We start from the raw sequence: 26598 nt of genomic DNA, 5'->3' as shown, positions 1-26598 counted from the left end.
CCGGCAGCGGCCGACCGTCCTTTAGGGGATTTAGGGGCTAAAAGCGACCTCCATTAATTCCGATAAGAGAGTAGAGAAATACAACGTATGACTTTTTTAGTCTCTACGCTCTTGTCTCATTTTTATCTTCTCTATGATGAACTCCAACCGTCGTGATTTTTTACAAAAGCTTTCGAAGGGCATTGGTGCTTCGGCGCTCGCATCGCCTTTAGCCGGTTATGCGGCTTCGCTGAATCAGCAAAATGAATTTGCCCGGATCAACACGCTCGTTTCGCATCTGGGCGAACCGCTGCGGCAAGGTCGTAAATTGGGTATGGCGCTGGTTGGTTTGGGTGGGTATGCCAAGAATCAACTGGCCCCGGCGCTGCAACAAACGCAACACGTCCGGCTGGCCGGTATTGTGACCGGAACGCCCGCCAAAGCCGATGAATGGATGGGCAAGTACAACATTCCGAAAGCGAATGTGTACGACTACAAGACGTTTGACCGCATCATCGACAACAAGGACATCGATGTGGTTTACGTCGTTTTGCCGAATTCGATGCACGCGGAATACGTTATTCGGGCGGCCAAAGCCGGGAAGCACGTGATCTGCGAAAAACCGATGGCGATCACGGTGAAGGATTGTCAGGCTATGATCGATGCCTGTAAGAAGGCCAACGTGCAACTGGCCATTGGCTATCGACTTCATTATGAACCCTTCACGCAGGAAATGATGCGACTGGGCCGGGAGAAGGTATTCGGAAATCTGAAGTTTCTGGAAGCCAGCGACGGTTTCAAGGCCGGTGATCCGAACCAGTGGCGGCTCAAGAAAGCGATGGCGGGTGGTGGTCCGATGATGGACGTGGGCATCTATGCCATTCAGGGTGTGCGGCTGGTAACGGGTCTGGAACCGCTTTCGGTGACGGCCCAGTTTGCGCCCAAAACCGACCCGCAGAAATTCAAGGATGTGGAAGAGACGATGTACTGGCAGTTTGAATTTCCGAACGGGATTACCTCAACGTCGACCACGAGCTACGCTGCGGGTGTGGAGCGGTTATACGCATCAGCCGAAAATGGCTGGTTTGAGTTGCGCCCGGCCTTTGGCTACGGCCCGCTGAAAGGGATGACCAGCAAAGGGCCGATCGATAAACCGGTGGTCAATCACCAGGCGATGCACATGGACGGTATTTGCAAGGATCTGATCGACGGCAAACAACTGCCGAAACACATCACGGGTGAAGAGGGAATGCAGGACGTGAAAATCATCCAGGCCACGTACCAGGCTGCGGAAACCGGGCGGAAAGTTAAGATTAGCTAGGTTAAGTTATTACACAGGGTTTATCAGAGGAAATCAGACGGGGCCGCCCGGTGGTTACACAGAGTTTTTTCTCTGATAGACTCTGATTTCCTCTGATAAACCCTGTGTAATAATCACTTCTTCTTCCCCATTGCGTACTTAATCCCCCCCAGGATGTGCGTCAGGAATTGGGCGTCGCTGTAGGATTCGTCCGTGTGGCCCCCGCCAGTGTAGAACGACCGGCCGCCGTCGAATTCGCGGTACCAGATAAACGGGTGATTATCGCCGTTTTTGCCACCTTCGTACGTTTTCTCATCCAGTTTTCCCAGAATTTTCAGACCCGGCACAATGCTTTTGTAATTGTACCACTCGTCGTAGCGTTTCCAGCGGTCGGGCAGGGCTTTGGTCGAAATGTGTTTTTTGTCCACAATCTCAATTTCGGCGTTCTGCTGTTTGGGGTGGCTTAGGAAGTAGGCTCCCACCAGTTGGTTGTACCACGGCCATTCGTATTCGGTGTCGGCTGCTGCGTGAATTCCGACAAAACCGCCCCCTTTTTTGATATACTGCTCAAAAGCCGCCTGTTGTTCCGCGTTCAAAATATCACCGGTTGTGCTCAGAAAAACGACGGCTTTGTATTTTTTCAGGTTATCGGTGGTAAAAAGAGCCGCGTTTTCGGTCGTATCGACGTTGAAACCGTTTTCCTGCCCCAACTTCACAATACTCATTTTACCCACTTCGATGGACTTGTGCCGGAAGCCTGCGGTTTTCGAAAAAACCAGAATCGCATCTTTGGCGTTTACGGTTGTAACCGCCACGCTGGTTAACACACAAAGAATGCTGAGAAACTTTACAATCGTTTTCATTACACAAGGTTAAATATACAGTATCAAAAGTATCGGTTTTGTTGTACTTTACTGTTCATGTTTCATCAATTTCTTGCTGAGTTATGAAAGTACGGCCTGCGGTGCTCCTGATCGAGAATAATCATTTGCTGTTGATGCACTACCGGTATGGTGACACGGACGTGTATGCCCTGCCCGGCGGCAATCCCGACCGGGGCGAAACCCTGGATCTGACGGTGATGCGCGAGTTGCAGGAAGAGTTGGGCATCGACGTGGAAGTAGGGCCGATCGCGTTTGTCGGAGAAGTGATTTTACCCCCAGCCAACGGTTCCGAAGCCAAAGAGGATGTGTTGCACGTGGTATTTGCCAGTCAGTTGATTGGCGGTATTCCCCGCATCAACCCCGAAGAAACCACAGCCCTGGCCGTTAGCTGGAAGCCCGTTCATGAATTGGACGACCTGAATCTCTATCCGAATGTCGGGCGGCAGATTCAGCGCTGGCTCACGTCGCAGACTAATCTGGAATATATCGGGAAAATCGATCAGGCGTTTTTTTGATTGCCCCTAAATCCCCTGAAGGGGACTTTTAGATCTGGATAAGCTGCGTCCAAGTCCCCTTCAGGGGATTTAGGGGCGATTAGCGCACCCAGAACCATGCCTGCTATACTGGCCAGTAAGCCGTAGACCAGGGCCGGGTACTCCGTTTCAATGGCCAGACAGGTTAACCAGACAACGATTCCGCTCACCATCGACAGCAGGCAGCCCAGGGTGTTGGCCGGTTTCCAGTATAAACCGGCCGTGAGTGGCACGAACAAAGATACCAGACTGAACGCCGACGACTCGCCGACCAGTTCGAAAATGTTGACGTCGCGGGTTGCGGTCATCCAGACGCAAATCAGGGTAATGGCGGCAACGGCGAGCCGGATGGTGCGCAGCAGTGTTTTGTCGCTGATGTCGGGCCTGAAAAACCGGTAGATGTTCTCGCCGAAAACCGTTGCCGGGGCCAGAATTGCCCCACTCGACACACTGAGAATGGCCGATAACAAGGCTCCGAAAAAGAGAATTTGCAGTGGCATGCTGGCTTGTCGCAACACCATGTTCGGAATCAGCATCTGGTTGTCCTGACTTAAATCCGGGTATAGCTGCTTGCCCACCAGCCCAATGAAGAGGGGCAGCATGGCAATGGTGATGTACAGAAGCGACGCCAGATAGGAAGCCCGGACGGTGGTCCGCTCATTTTTAGCCGACATCACGCGCTGAAAAACGTCCTGCTGCGGAATGGAACCCAGGCCAATGGTGATCCAGGCGGCTACCCACCCGACACTGTCTTTGAACGTTGCTTTGGGTAGGAAATGGAAAAAACCGGGTTTGGTTTTCTGAATGATGCTGGCTATCCCGCCGGTCTGGTTATACAAAATGACGGCAATGATAATCAACGCAATAACGATGATGATGTTGTGGAGAAAGTCGGTGATGGAAAGCGACCACATGCCGCCCATCATCGTATAAATCATGACGATGGTTGCGCTGGACGCAATGCACCAGAAAATGGGCACGCCCGTGACCAGGTTGAGGACAATCCCGATTGCGATGAACTGGGCGGAGATCCAGCTAAAATACGACGGAATGACCAGCGCTGCCGACAGAAACTCCGCCGAACGGCCAAAGCGGATGCTGAAATAATCCGAAAACGTGGTGATTCCCAGCCGATACAGCGGTCGGGCGTAAAAAGCCCCGACCAGAAACAGGCACAAGGCCGACCCGAACGGTTCTTCGATAACGGCCAGAAAACCGCCGTCGACAAACATGGCTGGCGCGCCCATGATCGTTTCCGAGCCAAACCAGGTAGCAAATGTGGCCGAAGCCGCCAGGGCCAGCGGGAGTCGCCGGCCGGCCAGCACAAAATCCTGACTACTGGTTACTTTTCGGGCCGCCCAGGCACCGATGGCGAGGTTGGAGAGGAGGTAAAGCGCAATGAAGGTGAGGAGCATCCGGCGAATAGGCTTGTCGTCACCAAAATAAACAAAAAAACCGATGTCGGAAACATCGGTTTTTTGCATAACCCCGTCAGGGTCTATCGACCGTATCGACGGCCCGGCGCTGACGGGGTTACAACCGAATCGTCGCAGGCAGATACTTCGCGATCAGGTCTTCGTAATACGGTTTCAGTTCCGAAGCCACCGGCACAACCGGGCTTTTCGAATACAAATCGTACGGATTGAATTTGTCGACCCATTTGAACATCGCCCGGTCGTGATCGTCCATCAGGTGTTCATACGCTTTTTCGCGGTGTTGCGCGTAGAACGAGTGATACCGGATCATATACAAGGCCGGTTCGGGCAGGTGATCCTTCGTGATGTGGTATAAATATTCGTCGTGGCCCCACGACATCGTGACGTTCTTCAACCCGCAATTCGGTTCGTAAACACCGTATTTGGTATTGAAATCCTTGTTATATGTATCCGGATTGGCAGCAAAATACTCGGGATAAACGATTTTGTCGGAATGCGCGCAGCCCACCGGGAAGGTGTCACCAACAACCGCCCATTGCGGCTCACCGAACAGACACAGGACTTTGCCCATGTCGTGCAGAAAACCGGTCAGTACAAACCAGTCGGGGTGACCATCGGCGCGGATGGCTTCGGCGGTTTGCAGCAAATGTTGCAACTGGTCGAGTTCAATATCCGGATCGGAGTCATCGACGAGGGTGTTCAGAAACTCCATCGCGCCCCAAACCGGGATTTCTTTTTTGTCGAATTTGAGGAATTCAGCCCGTTTTTCCTGCACAAAATCGTACGTTTGGTAGGTGTGATTCAGGCGGTAAAACTCCCGGACGGTATCGCGGGCGGGGTCATCATAGTTGCGGTATTCTTCCTTGGCCTTGTGTTCGGGTTCGGGGTAGCGGATCAGCAGATCATCTTCCCATTGTTCCAGGCTGGAGAGGGGGTTGCGTTCGGTGTCGGTGAATGCCATAGTAAGGTAGCTGTTAATAAGCCAATTAATGGTGTAAAGATAATCATTCCCCCAACTATTTCAAGTCCATCGCTTACCCGAAATAGCCAGTCAATTCGTCAGATTGTGCAACGCCCACACGTCGATGGATAGTTCCTGATCGGCTTTTAATACGTTCAAAACGTCGGCAAAAGGCCGGTGATGATCGGCCAGATTCGAAAACAGAACGATCAATGCCTTTTTCTGCGGAATGCGAACGACGCAGTTGCTAAAACCGCACGTGCTGCCGGAATGGAAAAACTCCGATGCTTCGCCGTTTGTTTGGGTGAAAAACCAGCCTAATCCGTAAAAACCGTTCACCTGTCCTTCAATGGCATGTTGGACGGTTTTGAGCTTTTCCACAACATCGACTAGTTTGCCGGAGTTGAGGGCGTCATTCCATTTTTTGTAGTCCGTTAGCGAAGTGTAGACACAACCGTCGCCTTTGGTGCCGCTCGTCACGCTCTGGTCCGAAAACCGGATGGTTTGGTCCAGATTTCGGGCATAGCCCATCGCCCGGTTGGGAATCGTCCGCGTTGGTTCATAGAGCGTCGTCTGGTTCATGCCCAGCGGTTTGAAAAGGCTTTCGGTGATGAACGCCAGATACGGTTTTTTCGTAACGCGCTCCACGACTTGAGTCAGCAAACAGAAGGCCGAATTGCTGTACCGAAACCGGCTCCCTGGTTCAAAATACGTCGAATCCTGCGACTTCAGCAGCGTCAACACTTCCGCATCAAAAATCTGCTCTTTCCGACCGGACGACAAAAGTGATTCGTAATCCAGAATCCCGGAAGTGTGTGTCAGCAGATGGCGCAACTTGATGCTTTTGCCCACTTTCTGGTTGAAATCCGGGAAGAATTTGAGCAGATTATCCTCCAGAGACAGCTTTTTCTGTTTTTCCAGCAACAGAATACACATCGCCGTAAACTGTTTGGAAACCGACGCCATCCGGAAATTGGTTTCCGGCAAAACGGGCGTTTTCGTTTCCAGATTGGCCAGCCCCACGCCCCGGTTATAGACGGTTTTTCCATCGATCACCACCAGTAGAGCGCCACCAGGCTGGTCGGCCGGAAAGTTGCGGTGCATCACCGAATCGAGAGCCGCCGGGAGCTGTTGAGCCAAAACCGTATGAAGCATACAACACCAGAAAACGAGGATTTTCATTCCGGCAATCTACGAAAAATAGGAACGCGGCCGGGTCGCCGATGCGATTTGACGGATGGAACGGATTTTTACGGCTAAAATCAGTTTTAATCCGTTCCATCCGTCAAATCCGTGTTCCCATCAAAAGCCCAGATCCGATCGGGCGTGATGCAGAAATTGATTCGAATGTCGCCTTCGTACACATCATCAATGGTCGCCACCGGATCAAACAGCGACAGGCCGATTTTCAGGCAATCCGGGCGGCACTGGGCCAGAAACCGGTCGTAAAAACCGCCCCCGTAGCCGACGCGATTGCCGGTTTGGTCGAACGTTAACAACGGGACTAAAATAATATCGAATAATGAATGTTGAATAGCGAATAACGAAGTGGGAGGCTCGGGAATGCCATACCGGTTTTTAGTAAACGCCGTATCTGGATTGATCTCGTAGTTTTCCAGCGTTCCGGTTTCCAGATTCGTGACGGGCGCGGCCACCCGAATCGGTGGAAAATCCTGCCAGAGCTGCCGGACGATGAGCCAGGTATTGACTTCTTTCTGACTTTCGATGGGCAGAAACGTACCGATAACCGAAACCGGTCTGGATGGCAGAAACGTAAAAAACTGAGTTGAAATCGCTTCGCAACGGGTTTGCCACTCGCCTTCGGACAACGACCGGCGTTTCTGGCGGAACGCAGCACGCAGTTCGGCTTTCGTCATTGCTTAGTCTTTCAACACCAGCATCTGGTAGGCCATCGGATCAAAAACCGTCAGCAGTTTCGGGATAAACTGCGGGTCGTTGAGCTGGAAATTGAGGTAGTTTTCGGAGCGTTCCTGAATGCCGCCGTTCGGAAAGAGTTTCTGTTTCAGGGTCATCAACTGATTCAGAACCGTCTCATAATTCTTCTCTTCCGTTTTCTTCAGCCGTTTTTCCAAATGATCGATTGTGTGCATCAGCCGGGCTTTTTCGGCCAGCACGGCCCCTTCCAGCGACCGATCCACGTTGACGGATTTGTGCAGAATCTCGGCAAAACACTGTTCCAGACACGCTTTCTGTTCCGTCAGATCGAGTGAATTGCCCGAAATTCGTTCTGTGTAAGACCGGCGCAATTTCACCTCGTCCCAGAACAGCTCTTCGGGCGATACGCCCAGTTTATCCATCTTTTTGGCGCTGGCCGGATTCACGTACAACGCAAAATTGCGGGGCATCAACAGCGGGAATGGAATCTGGAAATGATCGAAAATGCCTTTCAGTTGCAGCCAGTACGGCACTTCCGACGGCCCGCCGATATAGGCCAGATTCGGTAAAATAACTTCCTGGTAAACCGGTCTTAGCACCACATTGGGGCTAAAGCGTTCCGGATGTTCATCGACCAACGCCAGCAGTTCATCCTTCGAAAACCGGATTTCGGTGTTCAACACTTCATATGAATCCTCCCCATCGGTGACAATCCGTTCGCGCAACTGGTCGTCCAGATAAAAGAGATTGATTTCGCGGGGCGTTATCTGCGTTTTGTACCCCAGTGCTTCCAGTTGCTGGGTGGTTTTGGTTACAATACCGTCGGTTGGGCGGTGCAGCAACTCGTCTTTGATGATCGGCGCAAAGAGCCGTTTCAAGTCCGCGTCGTCGGGATCGAGGCAAATCAATCCCTCTTTGCCCAGCAGTTCGTTGACGTACCAGCGAACGGCGTCCGATAGCGTATCGTGTTTGAGGTAAGCGTCTTCAAACAGAAACAGCTTTTCCGGCATTTGGTCGAACACGGTTTTCAGTTCCTTCGGGTTCATCCGCCCGACGGCTCCGCGCTGCTCCGTTTCCCAGGTATAGTTTTTGCCAAACAGCGTAAAATGGTTGATTTCCGCAAAATCATGGTCTTCGGCCGCCAGCCAGTAGACCGGCACAAACCGGTAGCCCGGATACGTTTCGTTCAGTTTTTTCGCCAGATTCACCGTTGTAATCCACTTGTACAGCACGTACAGCGGACCGGTGAAAATATTGAGCTGGTGGCCCGTCGTCACCGTAAAGGTATTGGGCTGGGCCAGCACCGAGAAGTCGGGTTTGTTGGGAATGTGCTGGTACTGCCGTTCCAGAACCTCCACCAGCGTCTGCCGTTTGCTGTCGTCGAACGCCCGGTTTCTGACTTGTTCCTCAAACGCTTCCAGGGTTGGAAAGCGGTTATAATACGGTTGGAGAGCTTCTTTTTGAGAGATATAATCGAGGAACAGATTCGAAAACTGGCCGGTGGCGGTTAGTGGCAGGTACTGACAGTCCATGAAAATGGGATTTTTGTCAGTGAACACAGAATTGGGGAGCAAGGTTCGGACGAGTTTAGGTGAATACACGAATGGCAACCAAAGATGGTTCAGGAATCAGGCCAGCCCGGTTTTTGGGATCTGGTTCCAGAGGTTGTTCCGGGTCGTATGAATTTCCTGTAACGCCCGGGTGCCGCCCAGCGTCACGTTGAAAAACCGCTTCCGGCGGCCCCCGCGCTCGGCGGTGGCCCCGCCCATTTGCGACTTGAGGTAGCCTTTTTCTTCGAGTCGTTGCAGCGTTGCATGAATGGCACTCAAACTGACGGTGCGACCGGTTTGCTTCTCGATTTCTTCCAGAATGGTTACGCCGTAAGCCTGCCCGTTCAGCATGGCAACCGTTAGCAGCACCAGTTCCTCAAATTCGCCTAAGTACGGACGATTCATATTTGTTTAGGTTTTGTAAAACAAATATATCCAGATTCTTTTATCAGCAAAGAACCGTTCGGTAAATCATCGTTTTTGGCGGAAAATGACGGAAAATTATTTTATTTAAAGTGTCCGGATCTTGATATTTCGGTAGGAAACCGGGCTGCCCCAGTCCTGCAAACCAATGCGTCCTTCTAGCTTGCCTTTGCTGATCGGAGCATTTTTCAGGTTGCTTTCAGCGATTCGTTTTTTCCAGTCGGCACTGTCAACGTTGTGTTCCTGAATGAGATAGCCGTTCATGTAGACCGACAGTACTTTCCCTTTCAGTTTGAAATGAATCTGGTTCCACTCACCCACGGGCTTTGGTTCGCGGATGCGGGCGTTGGCGACACTGAAGAAATCGCCCGCGCGGTGTTTGTTTTCAGGAGCACCCTCGTAGATGGCGTTGTCGAGCACCTGAAGCTCCAGGCCGGTATGATAAATCTCTTTGTATTCCGGGGCTTCGGTTACAAAAAAGAAAATACCGCTGTTTGTAAACCGTTCAACTTTACAATCCGCCTTGAATTCAAAGTCGCCTTTGAACGTCTGATCCGTTGCCAGATCGCCCCCGTTTTTGGCTTTGTTACCGGCACGTTCCGGCACATGCAGTTTTAGTGCGCCATTCTCAATAATCCAGGCCGAGCCGACACCGGTTTTGCCGTAGGTATGCCAGCCGCTGACGTCTTTTCCGTTGAAGAGCAGTTTCCAGCCATCTTTCTTTTCCTGTGCGGTTAAGGTATTTGGAGCCTGCGCAAACAGTTGAATAATCGATACGACAAACAGCGCGGTCAGTGAAATTTTTTTCATAGGTTTGTCTATTAACCCCTAAATCCCCTGAAGGGGACTTGGACGCAGCATCATCCAGATGCGTAAAGTCCCCTTCAGGGGATTTAGGGGTCATTTGTTGTTACATCGCCCAGCCCTGGCGGTATTCGCGTTTCAGATACGGATTCAGTTCCGGAGCGTTGGTGAAGGCCATGGTTTTCGTATCCCAGTTCAGTTTGGTACCCTGTTTGTAGAGCGCTACGATGCCGAGCAGCATGGTTTCGCACAACGGACCGGCGTATTCAAACGGCGAAACCGCCTTGCCATTTCCTTTGCAGGCTTCGGCCCAGTTGCGTTCGTGGCTCATGCCGACGCGTGGAATGGTCTGCGCCGGTTTTTTGTAGGAATCCATTTTTTCCTGCGGCAGCAGACGCGGTTTGGAGCCGTAGGTTTCGTGGAACAGTTTTCCTTTCGTTCCCACATACAAAACGCCACCACCTTTCGGAACGGGGCCGTCGCCGAATTCGACCGGTTTGGGTGGCAGAATACCGCCGTCATACCACGTCATCGTCAGTGGGTTTTTCTTGTCTTTCGTTTCAAACTCGAAGGTCACCAGCGATGAAACCGGATAACTTTGCTTGTTAAACGGCGTAGAGGAAGCCTCGACGGTGATCGGCGGGTTGAGGCCCAGCGCCCAGAACGGGTGATCGACCAGGTGAGCGCCCATATCACCCAGCGCACCGGCACCGTAATCGACCCAGCCGCGCCATTTGAACGGGGTATAGGCCGGATTGTAGGCCCGGTGGGGAGCGGGGCCTAAAAACAGCTCCCAGTCCAGCGTCGATGGTGCGTCGACGGCTTCTTTCGGAACCTCCATGCCCTGCGGCCAGATGGGGCGGTTGGTCCAGACGTGGACTTCCTGCACTTTGCCAATGGCGCCGTCGGCAATCCATTCGTTAATCAGCCGGGCATCGTCGTTCGAGTGGCCCTGATTTCCCATTTGGGTAACGACTTTCGGATTTTCTTTTGCCAGCCGCGCCAATTCACGCGATTCCCAAACGGTCACGGTCAGCGGTTTTTGCACGTAGACGTGTTTGCCGAGTTTCATGGCGGCCGACGCGATAACACCGTGCAGGTGATCGGGCGTAGCCACTACAATGCCGTCGATGTCTTTCTGGGCTTCGAGCATCTTGCGGTAGTCTTTATACCGCTTGGCATTCGGGTATTTTTCAAAAACCGGGCCGGCGTATTTCTCATCGACATCGCAGAGGGCCACAATGTTTTCGGTGGGCGCTAAGGCGTTGAGGTTGCTTTTTCCCATGCCGCCGATGCCGACCCCGGCGACGTTCAGTTTATCAGACGGGGCAATGAAGCCTTTGCCACCCAGCACATGCCGGGGCAGAATGGTGACGCCAGCCAGGGCCAGCGACGAGGCTTTGACAAAACCGCGTCGGCTAACCGCCTGATCGGCTTTATTCTTCAGATTGCTCATACGTTAAACAGTATGTTTGTTAAGGGATGGAATACGAATGTGTTAAAAGTACAAAATCATCGTTTCTGAAGTACTATTTAATTGTATTTTCAATAACCCTGACAGCGGTCGCCAGACCCTGTCAGCGGTTGATCTGGCTAATAGATTTTTCAACCGCTGACAGGGTCTGGCGACCGCTGTCAGGGTTACTTCAATTTCTTCGGATTGACCCGCCGGATCACTTCTCGTTTATTGAACACGATGCGCCAGATCACGAACGGCAAAGCTGCGTTGTCCGTGCAGGTTTTGCAGATGATATCATCCGTCGCAACGGGTGAATTGTAGACAAACAGGGTGTCGTTCAGTTTCTGGACGTTATCGTTCTGCTCCAGTTTATTCTGAGCGTTGTAGACATAAGCCCCCAGCAAATCCCGCTCTTTGGGGTCCAGGGCTGGGTTTGTTACATCTTTTGCCTTCAGCAAATCGATCGTAATGGCATACTGTTTCTCCAGTTTCTGAATGGCCGGTACGTTTTCCAGGTTGCAGAAGGTGGAGTCTCCAGGCTTATTCGTCAGTTTACTAGTTAGGGCTTTTCGGGTGGTCAGAATGAGGGCTTTACCCCATTCGTCGACGGTGGTCGTGAGTTGAACGTTGGTGACCCGCTTGATTTTTCGGTCGTTCATTTCCTGCGCCAGTTCCTTCGTATTCTGATTCTGGTCGGGAGAGCAGGCGGACTCAAAAAATAGAAGAAACAACAGACTGAGCAGGAAAGCAAAAGGGGAAAAGATACGGTTCATTGCCAGGAACTTAGTGAAGTGAAATCTTGTCATCAATCTGGATAACGATGGGATTGCCCGTTTCGTTGACAAATGTACGACCCAAGTGTTGACTGACCGAATTTTCGTAGATTTGTATCAAAATTCGCCCCGTTCTCTTAAAGGGGACTTGGACGGTAATAATTAGGATGCAAAAGTCCCCTTTAAGGGATCAGGGGCAATTAGAAGGATAACGTTGCTGAACAATGATCGATCAATTAGAATCCATAAAAGAACGGTTTGAGGAGGTTTCTCAGCAAATCATGATGCCGGAAATCGTTTCGGATCAGAAGAAATACACCAAGTTGAGCAAGGAATACAAAGACCTCGAAAAGATCGTCAAACAGTACCAGGTTTATAAAAAACTGCTGAATGACATCGACGGGGCAAAGGATCTGCTGGCGACCGAACGCGACGAAGATTTGCGCGAAATGGCCAAAGCCGAACTCGATGAACTGGTGCCGCAGCGCGAACCGATGGAAGAGGTATTGAAAGAAATGCTGATTCCGAAAGATCCGAACGACAGCAAAAACGTCATTCTGGAAATCCGGGCTGGAACCGGTGGCGACGAAGCATCCATTTTTGCCGGTGATCTCTTCCGCATGTACCAACGCCTGTGCGACCGCATGGGCTGGCGGATGTCGCTGATGGATTTCACCGAAGGAACCTCGGGCGGTTACAAAGAAATTATTTGCCAGGTCGAAGGCGAAGACGTCTATGGCAAACTGAAATTCGAATCGGGAGTTCACCGCGTTCAGCGGGTTCCGGCCACCGAATCGCAGGGACGGATTCACACCTCAGCCTCCAGCGTGGCGGTTTTGCCCGAAGCGGAAGAGGTTGATGTTCAGGTTAATATGAACGACATTCGGAAAGATACGTTCTGTTCGTCGGGTGCGGGAGGGCAGTCGGTCAACACCACCTATTCGGCGGTTCGGCTGACGCACATTCCGTCCGGTTTGGTCGTACAATGTCAGGATGAACGTTCGCAGATCAAAAATACCGAAAAAGCCCTGACGGTTTTGCGGTCGCGGTTATACGAAATTGAGTTGCAGAAACACAACGACGAAATCAGTTCGCAGCGCAAGTCGATGGTGGGCAGTGGCGACCGTTCCGACAAAATCCGGACGTATAATTATCCGCAAAGCCGCGTGACCGACCACCGTATTGGCCTGACGGTGTATAACCTGCCGACGGTCATGGACGGCGACATCGACAACTTCATCGATCAACTGCGCATGGCCGAAAACGCCGAACGGATGAAAGAAGCCGCGTTGGTATAAGTACTCTGGTCGGAAAGCCGCTGCCGCTCTAGTCCGTGAGATTCTTATCATTTTAGGAGCTTGGACAGAGGGATCTTACGGACTGGAATCTATTTGGGTTAATCCGGAAGCCTTCCCTGTCAATAGTCAAAAGGTTATCCACAACTGGTAGCTCCGGAGGAGCGGCCTGAAGTTGTTTTTAGCCCGCTCCTCCGGAGCTACCAGTTGTGGATAACCTTTTGACTATTGACAGGGAAGGCTTCCGGCCTTAATTCAAACAATTTTTTAGACTTTTTGCGTCGCTTTCAACCGGTCGCGGAGCTGAAACAACTCATCCCGTAGCCGGGCTGCTTCCATGAAATCAAGCTCTTTGGCAGCTTTTTCCATTTTTTGCTGCGTTTCCTTGATGATCTGTTCCAGGTCACTTTTACCCATATACTGCACCACGGGATCGGCCGCAATCCGGAATTCTTCGGGTTCAACATAGTATTGTTTGGCCTCCGGACGCGAGTCGGCAATGCTGGTTTGGCCCATAATCGCATCGTGGGATTTCAAAACCGTCATGGGCGTAATGCCGTGTTTCTCGTTGTATTCCATCTGGATTTCCCGCCGTCGGTTGGTTTCACTAATGGCTTTTTCCATCGAACCGGTGATGCGGTCGGCATACATGAGCACGCGTCCGTTGGAATTCCGGGCGGCCCGGCCAATGGTTTGAATCAGGGATCGAATATCGCGCAGAAACCCTTCTTTGTCGGCGTCCATGATGGCCACCAGTGACACTTCCGGCAAGTCGAGTCCTTCGCGCAGCAGGTTGACACCCACCAGCACATCGAAAACACCGAGTCGCAATTCCCGCAGAATTTCAACCCGATCCAGCGTTTTCACTTCCGAGTGAATGTAGCGGCCTTTGACGCCCACCCGTTCCAGGTATTTGCTCAACTCCTCGGCCATGCGTTTGGTCAGGGTCGTCACCAGCACCCGTTCCTTGCGTTTGACGCGGATGTCGATCTCTTCCAGCAAGTCGTCGATCTGGTTGAGGCTGGGCCGCACTTCAATCGCGGGGTCCAGCAAACCCGTTGGACGAATCAACTGTTCGACCACCACGCCTTCGCTCCGGCGCAATTCATAATCGGACGGCGTGGCGCTGACAAAAACCGTTTGGCCGGCCATTTGCTCAAATTCCTGAAAGGTAAGCGGGCGGTTGTCCAGCGCCGATGGCAGCCGAAAGCCGTAATCCACCAGGGCTTCTTTGCGGGAGCGGTCACCACCCCACATCGCCCGGATTTGCGGCATCGTCACGTGGCTTTCGTCCACGATGGTCAGAAAGTCGTCGGGGAAATAGTCGAGCAAACAGAAAGGGCGCTGGCCGGGCATCCGGCGATCGAAATACCGCGAATAGTTTTCAATACCGGAACAATAGCCTAGTTCGCGCATCATTTCGATGTCGAACTCGGTCCGCTCCTTGATCCGCTCGGCTTCCATGTTCCGGAATTCGGATTGAAAATAGCGAATCTGCGCCACCAGGTCATTCTGGATTTCGCCGATGGCCATGTTCAGGGTATCCCGGCCGGTTACGAAGAGATTCGCCGGGAAAATGGCAATGATCCGGTCGTCGCCGATCTTTTTGCCTGAAGCCGGATCGATGCGCTGAATGGCTTCGATTTCGTCGCCAAAGAAAACAATACGGTACGCGAAATCGGCATAACCGGGGAAAATGTCGACCGTATCGCCCTTGACCCGGAACGAGCCCCGGGTAAATTCTACCTCGGTGCGGCTATACAGAATTTCGACTAACTTGAAGAGAAACTGGTTGCGGCTGATGGTTTCGCCCACGCCCAGCCGCACGATGCTTTTCTGGTATTCGTTCGGGTTACCGGCGCCGTAAATGCAGGAAACCGATGCAATCACCACAATATCCCGCCGACCGCTCATCAGGGCCGAAACCGTGGCCAGCCGGAGCTTATCGATCTCTTCGTTGATGGCCAGGTCTTTTTCGATGTACGTGTTGGTCGTCGCGATAAACGCTTCCGGCTGGTAGTAATCGTAATACGAGATGAAATATTGGACGGCATTTTCGGGAAAGAACTGCTTGAACTCGCCGTAGAGCTGGGCTGCCAGTGTTTTGTTGTGGCTCAGCACGAGCGTCGGGCGGTCGAGTTGGGCAATGACGTTGGCTACTGTAAACGTTTTTCCAGACCCGGTAACACCCAACAACACCTGCGACGGTTCGCCCTCTTTAATCCCTTTTACCAGCTTTTCAATGGCCTGTGGCTGGTCGCCAGTCGGTTTAAATTCTGAAGTCAGCTTGAAATTCATAACAAGCTAAGATACGAAAAAAGCAAGATTGAAACAAGAAGGGTTTTAAAGATAACCGTTCTTTGTCAGGATTGTTAGCGTATGCTCATTTTGTCATTTTTTCCAAACAACCCGCGCAACTCGCGGTTACGATAGAAATCACTCAACGTTTAAATACCATGAAAAACAACCTGAAAAATGGAAGCCGGAGCCTGACCACTGCGTTGGGTATCCTGCTAACCATCTTTTGTTTGAGCTGTAATTCCAAAACGGAAAGTACGCAATCGGGCACCAATTCGGCGGAAATGGCGAATGATACGAGCATTATGGGAATTCAGGGTGACACAACCACCAATTCGCTGGATGCTCCACAGGCGGCTCAGGGCGATACCGGACAGACGCTCCCGGAAATGCGCGCCAGAAAGAAAAACTGATTTGGGCGGTATTCACGGGTTATTGGTACGTTCCCACCAGCGTAACGACCGATTTGGGTTCCAGTTGAATCTGGTCGGCCCGCACGCTGGATTTCGTCAGGGTTTTGGTTTCGGAGGTGGTGTAACCCGCAAAGCGTCCGTTCCGGATTTTTACTCCGCTAAGCGGTATGGTCTGGGCATCGGCGGTCATGTTGACGCAAACCAGCACAAGCTGTTTACGCGCGGCATCTTTGTAAGCCGACACCATACACTGACTCGCTTCGGCCACCGGGTTGGCCACGTCACCGATGCGGACCGCTACCCGTTTCATACCGGGTCGGATAAAACGGGCATAGTTGCCGAACGCCCAAAGCTGTTTCGAGTCGATCACCTGGCCGTCGTGCCGGGCATTGTCGTGGTTTTTATACCCGCCATCGGGTCCGTTGATATACACCAGCCCATCGCTGTAGTTGTACGGATTGATGGCCAGCCACCATTGCCATGAGGTCACGTTGGCGATGGTCAGGTCGTTGTGAATCACTTTGGCCACGTACAGCCCATAGTCGATGTCAGTGTGGCGCGGACTCCCGTTGTATTGGCCGCAGATGTCGCCCAGAACGCCAAACTCGCTTTGCCAGAGTTGCGGATTGCCTACGGTTTTGGCGCGTTGAGCGGTTTTCTGGCGCATCGCCACCAACGCCGAATCCCGGCAGGTCGTAAAGTAGCTGTGATACGCCCAGATCGGTTCCACATTGGGAAGTTTGGTCATCGAAGCGGTTTTGTTCGGACCAAAAAAGTAATCGAGCTGCTCTCCGCGTCCACTTTCGGCTTTTTCGTAGAGGAAGTCGAGCTGGCCCGCTTCGCCCGTTACCACTTTTGTTTTGGATTTTCCGGCGGCCAGTTTGGTCGATAACGCTTTGGTTACCGCCAGAATATCGGCATTCTCGGCTGGAGAACCCTCCTGATTGGCTTTGCCGTTTTTGCTGGCAGTCCAGTCCCACTGCGGTTCGTTGATGGGGCTCAGGTAATCGAGTTTGAAATGGTCGGCCACAGTAACCAGAAAATCGGCGAAGGGTTCGAGCGCGGCCGGTTTGAGGTTGAATGCTTTGCCGCCCGGCGAAAAAGCTTTGCCGTTGCGGGTCATTTGTACGGGCGGAGAGTTCGTGAAGCCCAGCGTGTAGCGCACACCCCGCTGACGAGCCGCCTGCAAAAACCATTGACTTCCAGCCTGTTTGCTCCAGTCATAACGCCCGTCTGGAGTCAGAAAACTTTCTTCCCGGCGCCATTCATCCCGGATGGCACTGCTGTCTTTCTGTTCAAAACTTCCCGCACCAATATTCACCCGCCACAACGACAAGCCAATGCCCTTCGGCTGGCCGTTGGCCAGTGTGTCCTGACTAAAGAGCAGATCGGCGATCTGGTTCTTTTTAGTCTCATTGTTCCAGATACCAATGAACTTGGCCGACCAGCAATCGGACGCGCCGAAGCTGTGGATGGTTTGAAATTCCTCATTCAAGTTGATCGTTACTACGGGAGCGAGCGGTTTTGCCGGTTCCGTGAAACTGGTTCGATGGCTGGAGCCGGTCCATCCGATCAGAAGGAGCAGGGCGGTTTTGGCAAGGCGTTTCATTGAGAAAAGAAAAAATAGCAGATGCTCTTACGATGGACTCTTTACCAGTCTTATCACCCGATCAGGATTGAACACCCAGCCACTGGTAGCGGTTTTGCAAACCGGCCGCGTCCTCGTGCTGAACGAGCAGCACCGAAGGCGCACTCACCAGGTCAGTGGCATCGTATTCCAGTTGCAGGCCGACAAACGCCAGGTATTCGTTCAGGAGTGGTTCCAGCGGTTCGTTGCCGAAGATGCAGCGTTCGTAATACCAGTCGAGTGGTTCACCGGCCACTTCTTCCGTAATGGCGCGGTACTCCTCGAGCGTATACCCCACGAACGGTTTTCCGAATCGTTCCCACATCAGCCGCATGACATCGTCGAGCGACCGGGCGTGGTTCCATTTCCGGCGAATGTGTAAATCCAGAATGAGCGCTACCGTAGCGCCCTTGTAATACACCGACACTTTCCGGTTTGGCACGCCTTTGTCGTAACCGTCCAGCCACAAATCCCAGGATGATTCGGTGAGCGACTGAAACGACCGGCCACTGGGTTCAAAATGCCGCTTTAGCAGCACCTGAAGCTCTTTCCAGTAAGCCGCATCGGTGAAAACATCCGCCCGGCGGAGGAGCAAATCCCCGTAATAGGTTGTAACGCCTTCGGCCACAAAGCAGGTCGTGAAGTACGTTTCCCGGGTAAAATCATACGGCAAAAGTTCCGTTGGCCGGATGCGGATGACATTCCAGGTGTGAAACAATTCGTGCGACGAAACACCCAGCAAATCCGTATACAGGCCCTCGCCCTCGTCGTTGGGACCCAGCACGAGCATGGTAGAGTTGCGGTGTTCGACGCCATGGTAATGCGCCGTCGGCAGAATCAGCGTCAGAAAATGGTAGTCTTTTTCGGGAAATTCGCCAAAGAGCCGGATTTGGGTTTCCGAAAACCGTCGGAAATCGTGCCGGATTCGTTCCCAATCCGGTTTTATATTGCCATTGATCCAGACGTGAAACCGCGTTTCATCAATCTCGTATGCCAGATGTTGCAGATCGGGCGAAGCGATGAGAGGGCAGTCGACCAGTTCGTAGAAGTCGGCGGCTGTCAGGATATTGGATGCGGTTTGCTGCATTCCGCAGGCCACCTGCCAATCGTCCGGGATGGCCAGTTCGAGCGTGCAGGGTTCCAGCAAACGGCCGTCGGCATACAGGCACAGATTGACCGGATTGATGTATAACAGCCGGTCGTCGGCGTAGCTGGTTCCCGCATTGATGGTGTTGCTGTAATAGGTATACCGGGCGACCAGTTCCGAAACGCCTTCGGTTTGCACCCGCCAGCGGTCTTTGGTGATTTTCTGAAACGCGAGCGGTTTTCCGGTTTGGTCAAAAATTTCGAACCGCTGGATGTTTTTGGCAAAGTTCTGAATCTCATACCGGCCGGGGCGCCAGGCGGGGAGCTGCAAATCAACGGTGGAAGATGAAATGGCCGTCAGCAGAAAATCAACTTCAAGGAGCCGGGACGAAGGGTTGGTCGACGAAATACGGTAGTGCATATGGGCGAATATAACCGCTTGTTTGTGAAAACGCTAAATATGGGAATCAAACTTGTTTCGTTCCGTAACATTCTCTACCTTTGCAGACTCATTTGAAAAATAGGCATCCAAGATATAGTTAGTCATGAAAAGAACGTTTCAACCTTCGAACCGTAAGCGCCGGAACAAGCACGGCTTCCGCGAGCGCATGGCATCAGCCAATGGCCGCAGAGTACTGGCCGCCCGTCGCGCAAAAGGACGTCATAAACTGACGGTTTCGGACGAGAAAAAAGGCGATCGGTTTAAGATCTAATTAGTCGTTTACGGTTTATGGTTTACGGTTTACGGTTCGATTACGTAGACCGTAAACCGTAAACCATAAACCGTAAACGGAGATGAAGCAAACGTTCAAAAAATCCGAACGGCTTTGCAGTAAGAAAACCATTGGCCAGTTATTTCAAAAAGGTAGTGCGACCACGCGGACGTTCTACCTTTTTCCATTTCGACTCCTCTATACGGACGATCCCGAACGGGGCAATCCGCTGCCTGCCATCCTGATTTCGGTCTCCAGCCGAAACTTCAAAAAAGCCGTCGACCGCAACCTCATCCGTCGCCGGGTCCGCGAAGCCTACCGCTTGAATAAGGCACTTCTGTTCGGAACTGCTGAAAAACCGAAGCAACCGCCCGCCTATATTGTCTTTTTATATACCGCCCGCGCAATAATTTCGTTTGAAGAGATAGAAAAAAGTATGAAATTAGCTTTGGCTCGGGTTACTGTTACACAGGGCTAATCAGAGGACATCAGAGTTACACAGAGAAAACTTTGATAAACTCTGATGTCCTCTGATTAGCTCCGCGAAACAACTCATTTTCCTTAACGATATGCGCAAACGTCTGACTGTCGCCCTGGGAGCGACCCTTCTGGCAGGAAGCCTGGGTTTTTATTCGTTCCGCAACGACGACCGGTTTTTTGAAATCGCCCGCAACCTGGACATTTACGCGACGCTGTTCAAAGAACTGAACCTGTATTACGTCGACGAACTGAATCCGAACCGGATGGTGAAGAACAGCATCGACGCCATGCTGAAGTCGCTCGACCCCTACACCAACTTCTTCGCCGAAGACGAAATCGAGGATTACATGACGATGACCACCGGACGCTACAACGGCATCGGGGCGCTCATCGGCTCGCGGCAGGGACGCAGCATCGTGATGATGATTTATGAAGGCACACCCGCTGAGAAATCCGGTTTGCAAATCGGTGATGAAATCCTTAAGGTCGACGGCGTGGACATCAAAACCCGGCGCGAACTGGATTCCGACAAACTGCTCCGGGGACAAACCAACACAGCGGTCAAACTGACGGTGAAACGCTTTGGAGCTAAAGACCCCATTGACCTGAACGTGACGCGCGATGTCGTCAAAATGACCAACGTGCCCTATTCCGGCATGATTTCGGGCGATGTTGGCTACATCGACCTGAAAGATTTTACCGGAACGGCGTCGCGTGAGGTGCGGAATGCGTTTGTCGAACTGAAAGGCAAAGGCATGAAAAAGCTGGTGCTGGATGTGCGCGAAAATCCGGGCGGTTTGCTCAACATGGCCATCGACATTGCCAATATCTGGTTGCCGCGCGAGTCGGAAATTGTGACGACGAAAGGCAAAGTGACCGAATGGAACAAAACCTACACGGCGCTGAACCCGCCCCTGGATCTGGAAATCCCGATTGTGGTGCTGACCAACAGCCGGAGTGCGTCGGCGGCCGAGATCGTTTCGGGCGTTATTCAGGACTATGACCGGGGCGTTCTGGTGGGGCAACTGACCTACGGAAAAGGGCTGGTGCAAACCACCCGCGAACTGTCGTACAACACCAAACTGAAAATTACCACGGCCAAATACTACATTCCGAGTGGTCGCTGCATTCAGGCCATCGACTACAGCCACCGCAACCCGGACGGCAGCGTGGGCAAGATTCCGGATTCGCTGAAAACCGCCTTCAAAACCAAAGCCGGTCGCCCGGTTTACGACGGTGGTGGCGTTACGCCGGATGTGCTGGTGGAGCCGACGACACCCGCTCCAATCGCGATCAGCCTGACCAACAAGGGGTTAATTTTCGATTACGCCATCAAATACCGGCACGACCACCCGACGATCAAGCCCGCCCGCGAGTTCAGCCTGACTGATGCCGAATACCAGAATTTTGTGACGTGGCTGAAAGACAAGGAATACGATTACACCACGCAGGTTGAAAAGGAGCTGGGAACGCTCGAAGCCTCGGCTAAGAAAGAAAAATCGTTCGATCAGATTCAGGATCAGCTAAAAGCGTTGCGTACGAAACTGTCGCACAGCAAGGATGTCGATCTGGTGACGTTCAAAAGCGAACTGAAAACGTTGCTGGAACAGGAAATTGTCGGACATTATTACCTCCAGAAAGGTATGAAAGAAGTGTCGTTCGCGACCGATCCGGAAATCAAAGCCGCCCTCGACCTGTTCAAAGACATGAACCGGTACCAGTCTATTTTGAAAGGAAAACCTTAATTTTTTAATGATGAGTTATGAACGATGAATTTGTGCGCCAGCCCGTTCATCATTCATAACTCATCATTCATTTCATGTCTCTCATTCTTTCCATTGATACCTCCACCACCGTTTGTTCGGTAGCCCTTCATCGCGACGGAGCGGTTTTGGCCTGTTTTGAATTGTTTACCGAAAAATCATCGTCGGGCATGTTGACGACGCTGATTCAGAATGTGGTTCATCAGAGTGGACACCAGCTTTCTGAACTGGACGCGGTCGCCGTGGCCAAAGGGCCGGGGTCCTACACGGGTTTGCGGATTGGCGTTTCGACGGCCAAAGGACTGTGTTTCGCGCTCGATAAACCGCTGCTGGCGATCAACACGCTCGAAGCGATGGCGTGGCAGGTGAACGGTTTTTATCCTGCATCCCACGCCCTTTGCCCCCTGCTCGATGCCCGGCGGATGGAAGTCTACTGTGCGGTTTATGATTCCGAAGGCCGTGAAAGAGTACCGACCTCGGCGCAGATCATTGATGAAAACTCGTTTGAAGACTTGCTGGCGCAACAACCCGTTGTGTTTTTCGGGAATGGTGCGGCCAAGTGTCGGGCGGTTTTGGCGCATCAACCCAATGCGGTTTTTCCCGAACAAGTCATTCATCCCTCGGCCCGAACGGTGGGCCAACTGGCCGCTCTGGCGTATCAGGAAGGCCGGTTTGAAAGTGTCGCCGATTTTGAGCCGTATTACTTAAAAGATTTTGTGGGAACCAAGCCGAAGAAGCTGGTTGTTTAGCAGGTATGGAAACGGAACTGATTGTCAATCGGGTTGCCAAAAGCGGCCTGGTATCCCTGGACTTGGAAGATTATTACCACCCCGGCGAACGGGTTGTCTACGACTTGAAGGACAACCTGTTTATGGGGCTGATTCTCAAGGAAAAAGATTTTCGCGAATTCCTGAAAACCCACGACTGGAGCCAGTATACCGATAAAAATGTGGCCGTCATCTGCACCGAAGATGCCATCGTTCCGACCTGGGCGTTCATGCTCCTGACGATTCACCTGGAACCCTACGCCCACACCGTGGTGTTCGGTTCGCTGCAGGATCTGGAAGAAAAACTCTATTTCGACGCCATCGCCCGCATCAACATCGAAGACTACCGTGACACCCGCGTGGTGGTGAAAGGCTGCAGCAAAGTACCGGTGCCGACCGCGGCTTACGTCGAAATCACCCGCCGGTTACGCCCTGTCGCCCAGAGCATCATGTTCGGCGAACCCTGCAGCACCGTGCCGCTGTACAAGCGCCCAAAGCAGGGGTAATGGTTTACGGTTTTCAGTATACGGCTTTCGGTGGCTGACGCATGCTTCCTGGTGGATTTGTAACTGCGTTAGCTGTCATGCGTCAGCCACCGAAAACAGAAAACCGTATACAGAAAACCTATTCGTTATAAATAAACTCCTCTTTCCGGCCATCGGCATAAATCATCCGGGCGGGATAGCCGTCAGGACGGTATTCGTACTTCCATTGTTCGTCGGTGCTGATGAGAGAAACCAGGTTGATCGACTTTTGCCGGACAATGTTGTTGGGACTCATATACCAGCTAATCTCGGAGTTCAGGCGGGCCGTGCGGTACGGATTTGGCGCGGTATCGTATTCGTAGGTTGTACTGACATTGGGCCGGGCGTTATCGGAAACGTCGGTATATAGCTCCTCCATCGTCACGTTTCCCCGATTATCGTACTGGAATACGGTGTACGAAGCCAGCTTTCCATCGCTCGTGTAAATATTTTTCCTTGTGATTCGATTCCCGTAGGCGTATTGAAATGTGGTGGAGGAGCGATACTCGGTTTTCGTATCGGTCTGGCTATAGCTTTGTCGTTTGCGGATGGTCGTGTCGGGATTGAAAACCGTGTCATCGTAGGAATAGAGTCTTAAAAGTTGCCCCGATTGAATGCTGCTCGACCAGGGCGGATTGGTAAAATGCTGTTCCACACGAAGCGTAGTGCCGTCCGTCCACCGGTAGACCTGTTTGCTGTCGACCGTGCCGTTTGTGTTTTCCGAAATGACCTCGCGGAGCAGGTTGTTCTCGTCGTAGTCGTAGCGGGTGGACCGAAACGAAGCCGGATTCGCCGGACTTCCGTAATAATCCGTTCGAATCAAACGAAAGGAGGAGCCTCTGGCCAGAATCGCATCTTCGTTCTTGCGGTTGCAGGCCGTTACCAGAAGGAGCAGAAATAGAAAAGAAATATTCTTCATAAAGGGTTGGAAGAAAGGCAGATACCGACAGGATTCCCGTTTAGGGGAAAGCGTTGTAATCGGCGGTGGAATTTCTATACCAGCCGAAAACTCATCCGGTGCCACCGACACGGCCCGAACTCCAGAATAGCCCGGCGGTGGTAGGGCGTCGGGTAGCCCACGTTCCGCTCCCAGCCGTAGTGCGGAAACTCGATCGCAAGGTTTTCCATCAAATCATCCCGATACGTTTTCGCCAAAACCGACGCGGCTGCAATCGATAGGAACTTCGTGTCGCCTTTGACAATGCAGGTGTGCGGAATCATCGGGTAATTGACAAACCGGTTGCCATCAACCAGCAAATGATCCGGTCTGACACCACCAATCTGACTCATGATGGCGTCCAACGCCTGATGCATTGCCAGGAAGCTGGCTTTCAGGATATTAATCCGGTCAATTTCCTCGTTCGATACCTCGGCAACAGCCCAGGCCAGGGCGTCGCGCTGCAATTCTTCCCGCAGTTGCTCGCGCTGAAATCGGGTCAGTTGTTTCGAATCGGTCAGAATAGGATGCGTGTAGTTCTTCGGCAAAATAACCGCTGCCGCCACCACCGGCCCCGCCAGACACCCCCGCCCGACCTCATCCAGCCCCGCTTCAATGTAGTTTTCGTTGTAACAGGATAGCAGCATAGTTAGATATGGGACAATTGACCATGGACGATTGACCATAGACTGTTGCCCACCATGGTCAATGGTCCATCGTCTCTTTCCCCCTCTTTCAGTCTTCCAAAATATTTCCAAAGATCGTGTTTTTCAGGAACAGCGTCAGCAACAGGAACACGATGGCCCAGTACAGATAGACGCGGTAAAAATCTTTGACATCCTTGTAAATCACGGTTTTAACCGGCGCTTTTTCCAGCCGGTCGATTTCGTTGAAAACCGCCTGGAGACGCGGGGCATCGCCCGCCCGGAAAAAACTGCCACTCCCGATGTTGGCGATGGTGGTCAGAATGCCTTCGTCCACCGTCACCGTCGTCAGGTTGCTCGACACACTCGGCAGTGGCGGGCGGCCAATGGCTACGGTATAAATCCGGATGTTGAACGCTTTCGCCAGCCGCGCCACCGTCACCGGGTCGAGGTTGCCCGCCGTATTGTCGCCGTCGCTGAGCAGAATGGTCACCTTGCTCTTGACCTTCGATTCGCGCATGCGGTTGATGCAAACCGCCAGGGCGCTGCCGATGGCCGTGCCGGAAGTTTTGATCATGCTGTCGTCCAGATCGTTCAGATACCCGTTCAGGAGGTCGTGGTCGGTGGTTAGCGGACAGAGTGAATACGCTTCTCCGGCAAAAATAACCAGCCCGATCCGGTCGTTCTGACGACTTTTAACGAAGCTGCGGGCCACGCGCTTGGCGGCTTCCAGTCGGTTGGGTTTCAGGTCGGTTTCGGCCATTGACGACGAAATATCAATGGCGAGCATCAAATCGATTCCTTCGGCGACCCGCTCGGTTTCTTCGCGAATGATCTGGGGCCGGGCGAGTGCCATCAGCAGAAGCGTGGTGGCAATAAACAGGCTGAGGGGCACTAAATGCCGCAAACTTCCCACCAGCGAGGGTTGGAGTTCGGTCTTGTTGAGGGCCACATTCAGCCGTTGCCGCGATGGGCTGGACAACAACGATCGCAAGCCGAAGAGCATGAGAATGGCCGGAATGGCGTACAAATAAATCGGTTGCGCCCAGGTAAACTGGCGCAGTTGCGAAATTGTAAACCATTGATACGAAAACCATTCCATAGAAAACTGTTCAAATAAGCACTTCCTGATTCACTTCCTCCAGCCGAACGCTGCTCCGGCGGTAGGCCGTATCCGCCACCTCGTTCAGAATGCGGAGCGACTGCTGCGTCTGGTCGGAATACACACTTCCATAAATAACGCCGTCGATTTCTTTCAGGGCATCGGCCAGTCGGTTATCCTGCACCGATTCAACAATTTCGCGGGTTGTCAGCGATGTATACGGTTTCCGCTCCAGGTGCTCCATGTATTTTTTCCAGATCACCACCGCCCGTCCGGCGTCTTCGTGGGCGGTTTCGGGGCCAATGCCGCGCGTCAGGCGGGTGAACGCCCGTTGAAAATCCAGGTATTGCCGATACAACTGATAGCGCCGGATGCGCGTTCGGATGGTTCGTCCGAAAAACAGAAACAGAATTCCCGCCAGCACACACAGCCCCATCAAAATTGTCATCAGCAACGGGTAGTTCATTTGTTGCCGGAGCGAAACGACAGTGGTATTGGTCGACAGCCGGAGCGTATCGGGGCGCATCGTCTGAATGCGCTCCCGCAGCCGGATCGTATCAACATTGGAAAAAACAAGGGTGCAGTCGGTGGGCGTGCGCAGCAGAAATACCGGCACTTTCAACGTCTGGGTCGGACTCGTCTCGAACGATACGAGCGTATACACCGAACTGTCGAGGCTGCCCCGGGCGTCGGTTTTAGTCGAAAAAATCGAAATGTCGCGCACCAGAAACGGCGCAAAGTGCCGGGCGGTATCCGGAAACAAAACATCGATGCTGGTCCGGTGGCGAATGCTCAGGGAATACTGAAATGGTTTGCCAATTTCAATCGTGTCGGTAAGGAAAACACCTTTGGGAGGCTGGGCGTATGTCGAAATGAATAAAGAATAAAGAATAAAGAATAGCGAATAACGAATAGCGAGCCATCGGTGCATAAAATCCGTTCTAATCGGTT

26 protein-coding genes are annotated in these 26598 nt (G+C 52.4%); 9 read left to right on the top strand and 17 right to left on the bottom strand.

The features are described 5' to 3' along the window. Window positions 1-133: 133 nt before the first annotated feature. On the top strand, window positions 134-1300 hold the full coding sequence (locus ACO064_RS13895; RefSeq protein WP_421827893.1) for a Gfo/Idh/MocA family protein: 1167 nt from the start codon (window positions 134-136) through the stop codon (window positions 1298-1300). Between the two features lie 113 nt (window positions 1301-1413). On the opposite strand, the gene ACO064_RS13890 is transcribed toward ACO064_RS13895, so the two are convergent. Next, a complete protein-coding gene (locus ACO064_RS13890; protein ID WP_421827892.1) occupies window positions 1414-2142 on the bottom strand; it encodes a ThuA domain-containing protein in 729 nt (242 codons plus the stop codon). An 83-nt stretch (window positions 2143-2225) separates the two neighbouring features. On the opposite strand from ACO064_RS13890, the gene ACO064_RS13885 reads away from it, so the two are divergent. Next, the gene (locus tag ACO064_RS13885; protein ID WP_421827891.1) at window positions 2226-2678 is read left to right on the top strand and encodes an NUDIX domain-containing protein; all 453 of its coding nucleotides are present in this window, start codon (window positions 2226-2228) and stop codon (window positions 2676-2678) included. Here the strand turns inward: ACO064_RS13885 and ACO064_RS13880 are convergent. The 9 genes from ACO064_RS13880 to ACO064_RS13840 all read right to left on the bottom strand — a co-directional run bounded on the left by ACO064_RS13880 (window position 2663) and on the right by ACO064_RS13840 (window position 11998). After that, entirely contained in the window at window positions 2663-4111 is a 1449-nt protein-coding gene (locus ACO064_RS13880; RefSeq protein ID WP_421831021.1) for a sodium:solute symporter family protein, read from the bottom strand. The two genes, ACO064_RS13885 and ACO064_RS13880, sit on opposite strands and share 16 nt — an antisense overlap. A 118-nt stretch (window positions 4112-4229) precedes the next feature. Beyond that, on the bottom strand, window positions 4230-5093 hold the full coding sequence (locus ACO064_RS13875; protein WP_421827890.1) for an inositol oxygenase family protein: 864 nt from the start codon (window positions 5091-5093) through the stop codon (window positions 4230-4232). 90 nt (window positions 5094-5183) lie between these two features. Then, window positions 5184-6275 (bottom strand): serine hydrolase domain-containing protein, encoded by a 1092-nt coding sequence (locus tag ACO064_RS13870; RefSeq protein WP_421827889.1) that lies wholly within the window; start codon window positions 6273-6275, stop codon window positions 5184-5186. A gap of 86 nt (window positions 6276-6361) precedes the next feature. Beyond that, complete coding sequence (locus ACO064_RS13865; RefSeq protein WP_421827888.1) at window positions 6362-6970, bottom strand: 5-formyltetrahydrofolate cyclo-ligase; 609 nt, start codon at window positions 6968-6970, stop codon at window positions 6362-6364. A gap of 3 nt (window positions 6971-6973) precedes the next feature. Further along, window positions 6974-8521, bottom strand: a complete 1548-nt coding sequence (bshC, locus tag ACO064_RS13860; protein WP_421827887.1) for a bacillithiol biosynthesis cysteine-adding enzyme BshC — start codon at window positions 8519-8521, stop codon at window positions 6974-6976. Window positions 8522-8617: 96 nt separating this feature from the next. Next, a complete protein-coding gene (locus ACO064_RS13855; RefSeq protein WP_138993000.1) occupies window positions 8618-8944 on the bottom strand; it encodes a PadR family transcriptional regulator in 327 nt (108 codons plus the stop codon). 105 nt (window positions 8945-9049) lie between these two features. Continuing rightward, window positions 9050-9772, bottom strand: coding sequence for a 3-keto-disaccharide hydrolase (locus ACO064_RS13850; protein ID WP_421827886.1), 723 nt, complete (start codon window positions 9770-9772; stop codon window positions 9050-9052). A gap of 100 nt (window positions 9773-9872) precedes the next feature. Then, window positions 9873-11222 (bottom strand): Gfo/Idh/MocA family protein, encoded by a 1350-nt coding sequence (locus tag ACO064_RS13845; RefSeq protein ID WP_421827885.1) that lies wholly within the window; start codon window positions 11220-11222, stop codon window positions 9873-9875. A 185-nt stretch (window positions 11223-11407) separates the two neighbouring features. Next, the gene (locus ACO064_RS13840) at window positions 11408-11998 is read right to left on the bottom strand and encodes a hypothetical protein (RefSeq protein WP_421827884.1); all 591 of its coding nucleotides are present in this window, start codon (window positions 11996-11998) and stop codon (window positions 11408-11410) included. Between the two features lie 224 nt (window positions 11999-12222). Between ACO064_RS13840 and prfA the strand changes: the two genes are divergently transcribed. Beyond that, on the top strand, window positions 12223-13296 hold the full coding sequence (gene prfA, locus ACO064_RS13835; RefSeq protein ID WP_421827883.1) for a peptide chain release factor 1: 1074 nt from the start codon (window positions 12223-12225) through the stop codon (window positions 13294-13296). A gap of 264 nt (window positions 13297-13560) precedes the next feature. On the opposite strand, the gene uvrB is transcribed toward prfA, so the two are convergent. Then, window positions 13561-15591, bottom strand: coding sequence for an excinuclease ABC subunit UvrB (gene uvrB / locus ACO064_RS13830; protein ID WP_421827882.1), 2031 nt, complete (start codon window positions 15589-15591; stop codon window positions 13561-13563). Window positions 15592-15749: 158 nt separating this feature from the next. On the opposite strand from uvrB, the gene ACO064_RS13825 reads away from it, so the two are divergent. Then, entirely contained in the window at window positions 15750-16004 is a 255-nt protein-coding gene (locus ACO064_RS13825) for a hypothetical protein (protein WP_421827881.1), read from the top strand. Between the two features lie 19 nt (window positions 16005-16023). Here ACO064_RS13825 and ACO064_RS13820 read toward each other — a convergent pair whose 3' ends face one another. Both ACO064_RS13820 and ACO064_RS13815 read right to left on the bottom strand, forming a co-directional pair. Beyond that, window positions 16024-17613: a glycoside hydrolase gene (locus ACO064_RS13820; RefSeq protein ID WP_421827880.1), complete on the bottom strand. Its 1590-nt coding sequence runs from the start codon at window positions 17611-17613 to the stop codon at window positions 16024-16026. A gap of 61 nt (window positions 17614-17674) precedes the next feature. Continuing rightward, complete coding sequence (locus ACO064_RS13815; protein WP_421827879.1) at window positions 17675-19138, bottom strand: M61 family metallopeptidase; 1464 nt, start codon at window positions 19136-19138, stop codon at window positions 17675-17677. A 124-nt stretch (window positions 19139-19262) separates the two neighbouring features. On the opposite strand from ACO064_RS13815, the gene rpmH reads away from it, so the two are divergent. The 5 genes from rpmH to ACO064_RS13790 all read left to right on the top strand — a co-directional run bounded on the left by rpmH (window position 19263) and on the right by ACO064_RS13790 (window position 22946). Beyond that, the gene (rpmH, locus tag ACO064_RS13810) at window positions 19263-19430 is read left to right on the top strand and encodes a 50S ribosomal protein L34 (RefSeq protein ID WP_111628991.1); all 168 of its coding nucleotides are present in this window, start codon (window positions 19263-19265) and stop codon (window positions 19428-19430) included. 82 nt (window positions 19431-19512) lie between these two features. After that, complete coding sequence (gene rnpA, locus ACO064_RS13805; protein WP_421827878.1) at window positions 19513-19908, top strand: ribonuclease P protein component; 396 nt, start codon at window positions 19513-19515, stop codon at window positions 19906-19908. Window positions 19909-19999: 91 nt separating this feature from the next. Further along, complete coding sequence (locus ACO064_RS13800) at window positions 20000-21655, top strand: S41 family peptidase (protein ID WP_421827877.1); 1656 nt, start codon at window positions 20000-20002, stop codon at window positions 21653-21655. Window positions 21656-21729: 74 nt separating this feature from the next. Further along, window positions 21730-22422, top strand: coding sequence for a tRNA (adenosine(37)-N6)-threonylcarbamoyltransferase complex dimerization subunit type 1 TsaB (gene tsaB / locus ACO064_RS13795; protein ID WP_421827876.1), 693 nt, complete (start codon window positions 21730-21732; stop codon window positions 22420-22422). Window positions 22423-22427: 5 nt separating this feature from the next. Then, complete coding sequence (locus ACO064_RS13790) at window positions 22428-22946, top strand: DUF2480 family protein (protein WP_421827875.1); 519 nt, start codon at window positions 22428-22430, stop codon at window positions 22944-22946. A 118-nt stretch (window positions 22947-23064) separates the two neighbouring features. On the opposite strand, the gene ACO064_RS13785 is transcribed toward ACO064_RS13790, so the two are convergent. The 4 genes from ACO064_RS13785 to ACO064_RS13770 all read right to left on the bottom strand — a co-directional run bounded on the left by ACO064_RS13785 (window position 23065) and on the right by ACO064_RS13770 (window position 26578). Further along, complete coding sequence (locus ACO064_RS13785; RefSeq protein WP_421827874.1) at window positions 23065-23883, bottom strand: hypothetical protein; 819 nt, start codon at window positions 23881-23883, stop codon at window positions 23065-23067. A gap of 74 nt (window positions 23884-23957) precedes the next feature. Beyond that, window positions 23958-24548, bottom strand: a complete 591-nt coding sequence (locus tag ACO064_RS13780) for a ribonuclease HII (RefSeq protein ID WP_421827873.1) — start codon at window positions 24546-24548, stop codon at window positions 23958-23960. An 88-nt stretch (window positions 24549-24636) separates the two neighbouring features. Continuing rightward, on the bottom strand, window positions 24637-25647 hold the full coding sequence (locus tag ACO064_RS13775) for a vWA domain-containing protein (protein WP_421827872.1): 1011 nt from the start codon (window positions 25645-25647) through the stop codon (window positions 24637-24639). Window positions 25648-25657: 10 nt separating this feature from the next. Then, window positions 25658-26578 carry a hypothetical protein gene (locus ACO064_RS13770; RefSeq protein WP_421827871.1) on the bottom strand — a complete coding sequence of 307 codons (921 nt, stop codon included), beginning with the start codon at window positions 26576-26578 and terminating at the stop codon, window positions 25658-25660. Window positions 26579-26598: the final 20 nt, after the last annotated feature.

Source organism: Larkinella sp. (assembly GCF_965227735.1).
Lineage (GTDB): Bacteria > Bacteroidota > Bacteroidia > Cytophagales > Spirosomataceae > Larkinella.
The sequence above is the reverse complement of the archived record's forward strand: the minus strand, read 5'-3'. Positions and strand labels throughout refer to the sequence as shown.

What these genes read in the sequence shown, in the direction of transcription:
- ACO064_RS13840 (WP_421827884.1), bottom strand. Translation starts at nt 11,998, where the DNA reads ATGAACCGTATCTTTTCCCCTTTTGCTTTCCTGCTCAGTCTGTTGTTT.
- ACO064_RS13780 (WP_421827873.1), bottom strand. Translation starts at nt 24,548, where the DNA reads ATGCTGCTATCCTGTTACAACGAAAACTACATTGAAGCGGGGCTGGAT.
- ACO064_RS13865 (WP_421827888.1), bottom strand. Translation starts at nt 6,970, where the DNA reads ATGACGAAAGCCGAACTGCGTGCTGCGTTCCGCCAGAAACGCCGGTCG.
- uvrB (WP_421827882.1), bottom strand. Translation starts at nt 15,591, where the DNA reads ATGAATTTCAAGCTGACTTCAGAATTTAAACCGACTGGCGACCAGCCA.
- ACO064_RS13895 (WP_421827893.1), top strand. Translation starts at nt 134, where the DNA reads ATGATGAACTCCAACCGTCGTGATTTTTTACAAAAGCTTTCGAAGGGC.
- ACO064_RS13850 (WP_421827886.1), bottom strand. Translation starts at nt 9,772, where the DNA reads ATGAAAAAAATTTCACTGACCGCGCTGTTTGTCGTATCGATTATTCAA.
- ACO064_RS13800 (WP_421827877.1), top strand. Translation starts at nt 20,000, where the DNA reads ATGCGCAAACGTCTGACTGTCGCCCTGGGAGCGACCCTTCTGGCAGGA.
- bshC (WP_421827887.1), bottom strand. Translation starts at nt 8,521, where the DNA reads ATGGACTGTCAGTACCTGCCACTAACCGCCACCGGCCAGTTTTCGAAT.
- ACO064_RS13885 (WP_421827891.1), top strand. Translation starts at nt 2,226, where the DNA reads ATGAAAGTACGGCCTGCGGTGCTCCTGATCGAGAATAATCATTTGCTG.
- ACO064_RS13790 (WP_421827875.1), top strand. Translation starts at nt 22,428, where the DNA reads ATGGAAACGGAACTGATTGTCAATCGGGTTGCCAAAAGCGGCCTGGTA.
- ACO064_RS13770 (WP_421827871.1), bottom strand. Translation starts at nt 26,578, where the DNA reads ATGCACCGATGGCTCGCTATTCGTTATTCGCTATTCTTTATTCTTTAT.
- ACO064_RS13880 (WP_421831021.1), bottom strand. Translation starts at nt 4,111, where the DNA reads ATGCTCCTCACCTTCATTGCGCTTTACCTCCTCTCCAACCTCGCCATC.
- ACO064_RS13775 (WP_421827872.1), bottom strand. Translation starts at nt 25,647, where the DNA reads ATGGAATGGTTTTCGTATCAATGGTTTACAATTTCGCAACTGCGCCAG.
- ACO064_RS13870 (WP_421827889.1), bottom strand. Translation starts at nt 6,275, where the DNA reads ATGAAAATCCTCGTTTTCTGGTGTTGTATGCTTCATACGGTTTTGGCT.
- ACO064_RS13855 (WP_138993000.1), bottom strand. Translation starts at nt 8,944, where the DNA reads ATGAATCGTCCGTACTTAGGCGAATTTGAGGAACTGGTGCTGCTAACG.
- rnpA (WP_421827878.1), top strand. Translation starts at nt 19,513, where the DNA reads ATGAAGCAAACGTTCAAAAAATCCGAACGGCTTTGCAGTAAGAAAACC.
- tsaB (WP_421827876.1), top strand. Translation starts at nt 21,730, where the DNA reads ATGTCTCTCATTCTTTCCATTGATACCTCCACCACCGTTTGTTCGGTA.
- ACO064_RS13825 (WP_421827881.1), top strand. Translation starts at nt 15,750, where the DNA reads ATGAAAAACAACCTGAAAAATGGAAGCCGGAGCCTGACCACTGCGTTG.
- prfA (WP_421827883.1), top strand. Translation starts at nt 12,223, where the DNA reads ATGATCGATCAATTAGAATCCATAAAAGAACGGTTTGAGGAGGTTTCT.
- ACO064_RS13875 (WP_421827890.1), bottom strand. Translation starts at nt 5,093, where the DNA reads ATGGCATTCACCGACACCGAACGCAACCCCCTCTCCAGCCTGGAACAA.
- ACO064_RS13815 (WP_421827879.1), bottom strand. Translation starts at nt 19,138, where the DNA reads ATGCACTACCGTATTTCGTCGACCAACCCTTCGTCCCGGCTCCTTGAA.
- ACO064_RS13845 (WP_421827885.1), bottom strand. Translation starts at nt 11,222, where the DNA reads ATGAGCAATCTGAAGAATAAAGCCGATCAGGCGGTTAGCCGACGCGGT.
- ACO064_RS13820 (WP_421827880.1), bottom strand. Translation starts at nt 17,613, where the DNA reads ATGAAACGCCTTGCCAAAACCGCCCTGCTCCTTCTGATCGGATGGACC.
- rpmH (WP_111628991.1), top strand. Translation starts at nt 19,263, where the DNA reads ATGAAAAGAACGTTTCAACCTTCGAACCGTAAGCGCCGGAACAAGCAC.
- ACO064_RS13785 (WP_421827874.1), bottom strand. Translation starts at nt 23,883, where the DNA reads ATGAAGAATATTTCTTTTCTATTTCTGCTCCTTCTGGTAACGGCCTGC.
- ACO064_RS13890 (WP_421827892.1), bottom strand. Translation starts at nt 2,142, where the DNA reads ATGAAAACGATTGTAAAGTTTCTCAGCATTCTTTGTGTGTTAACCAGC.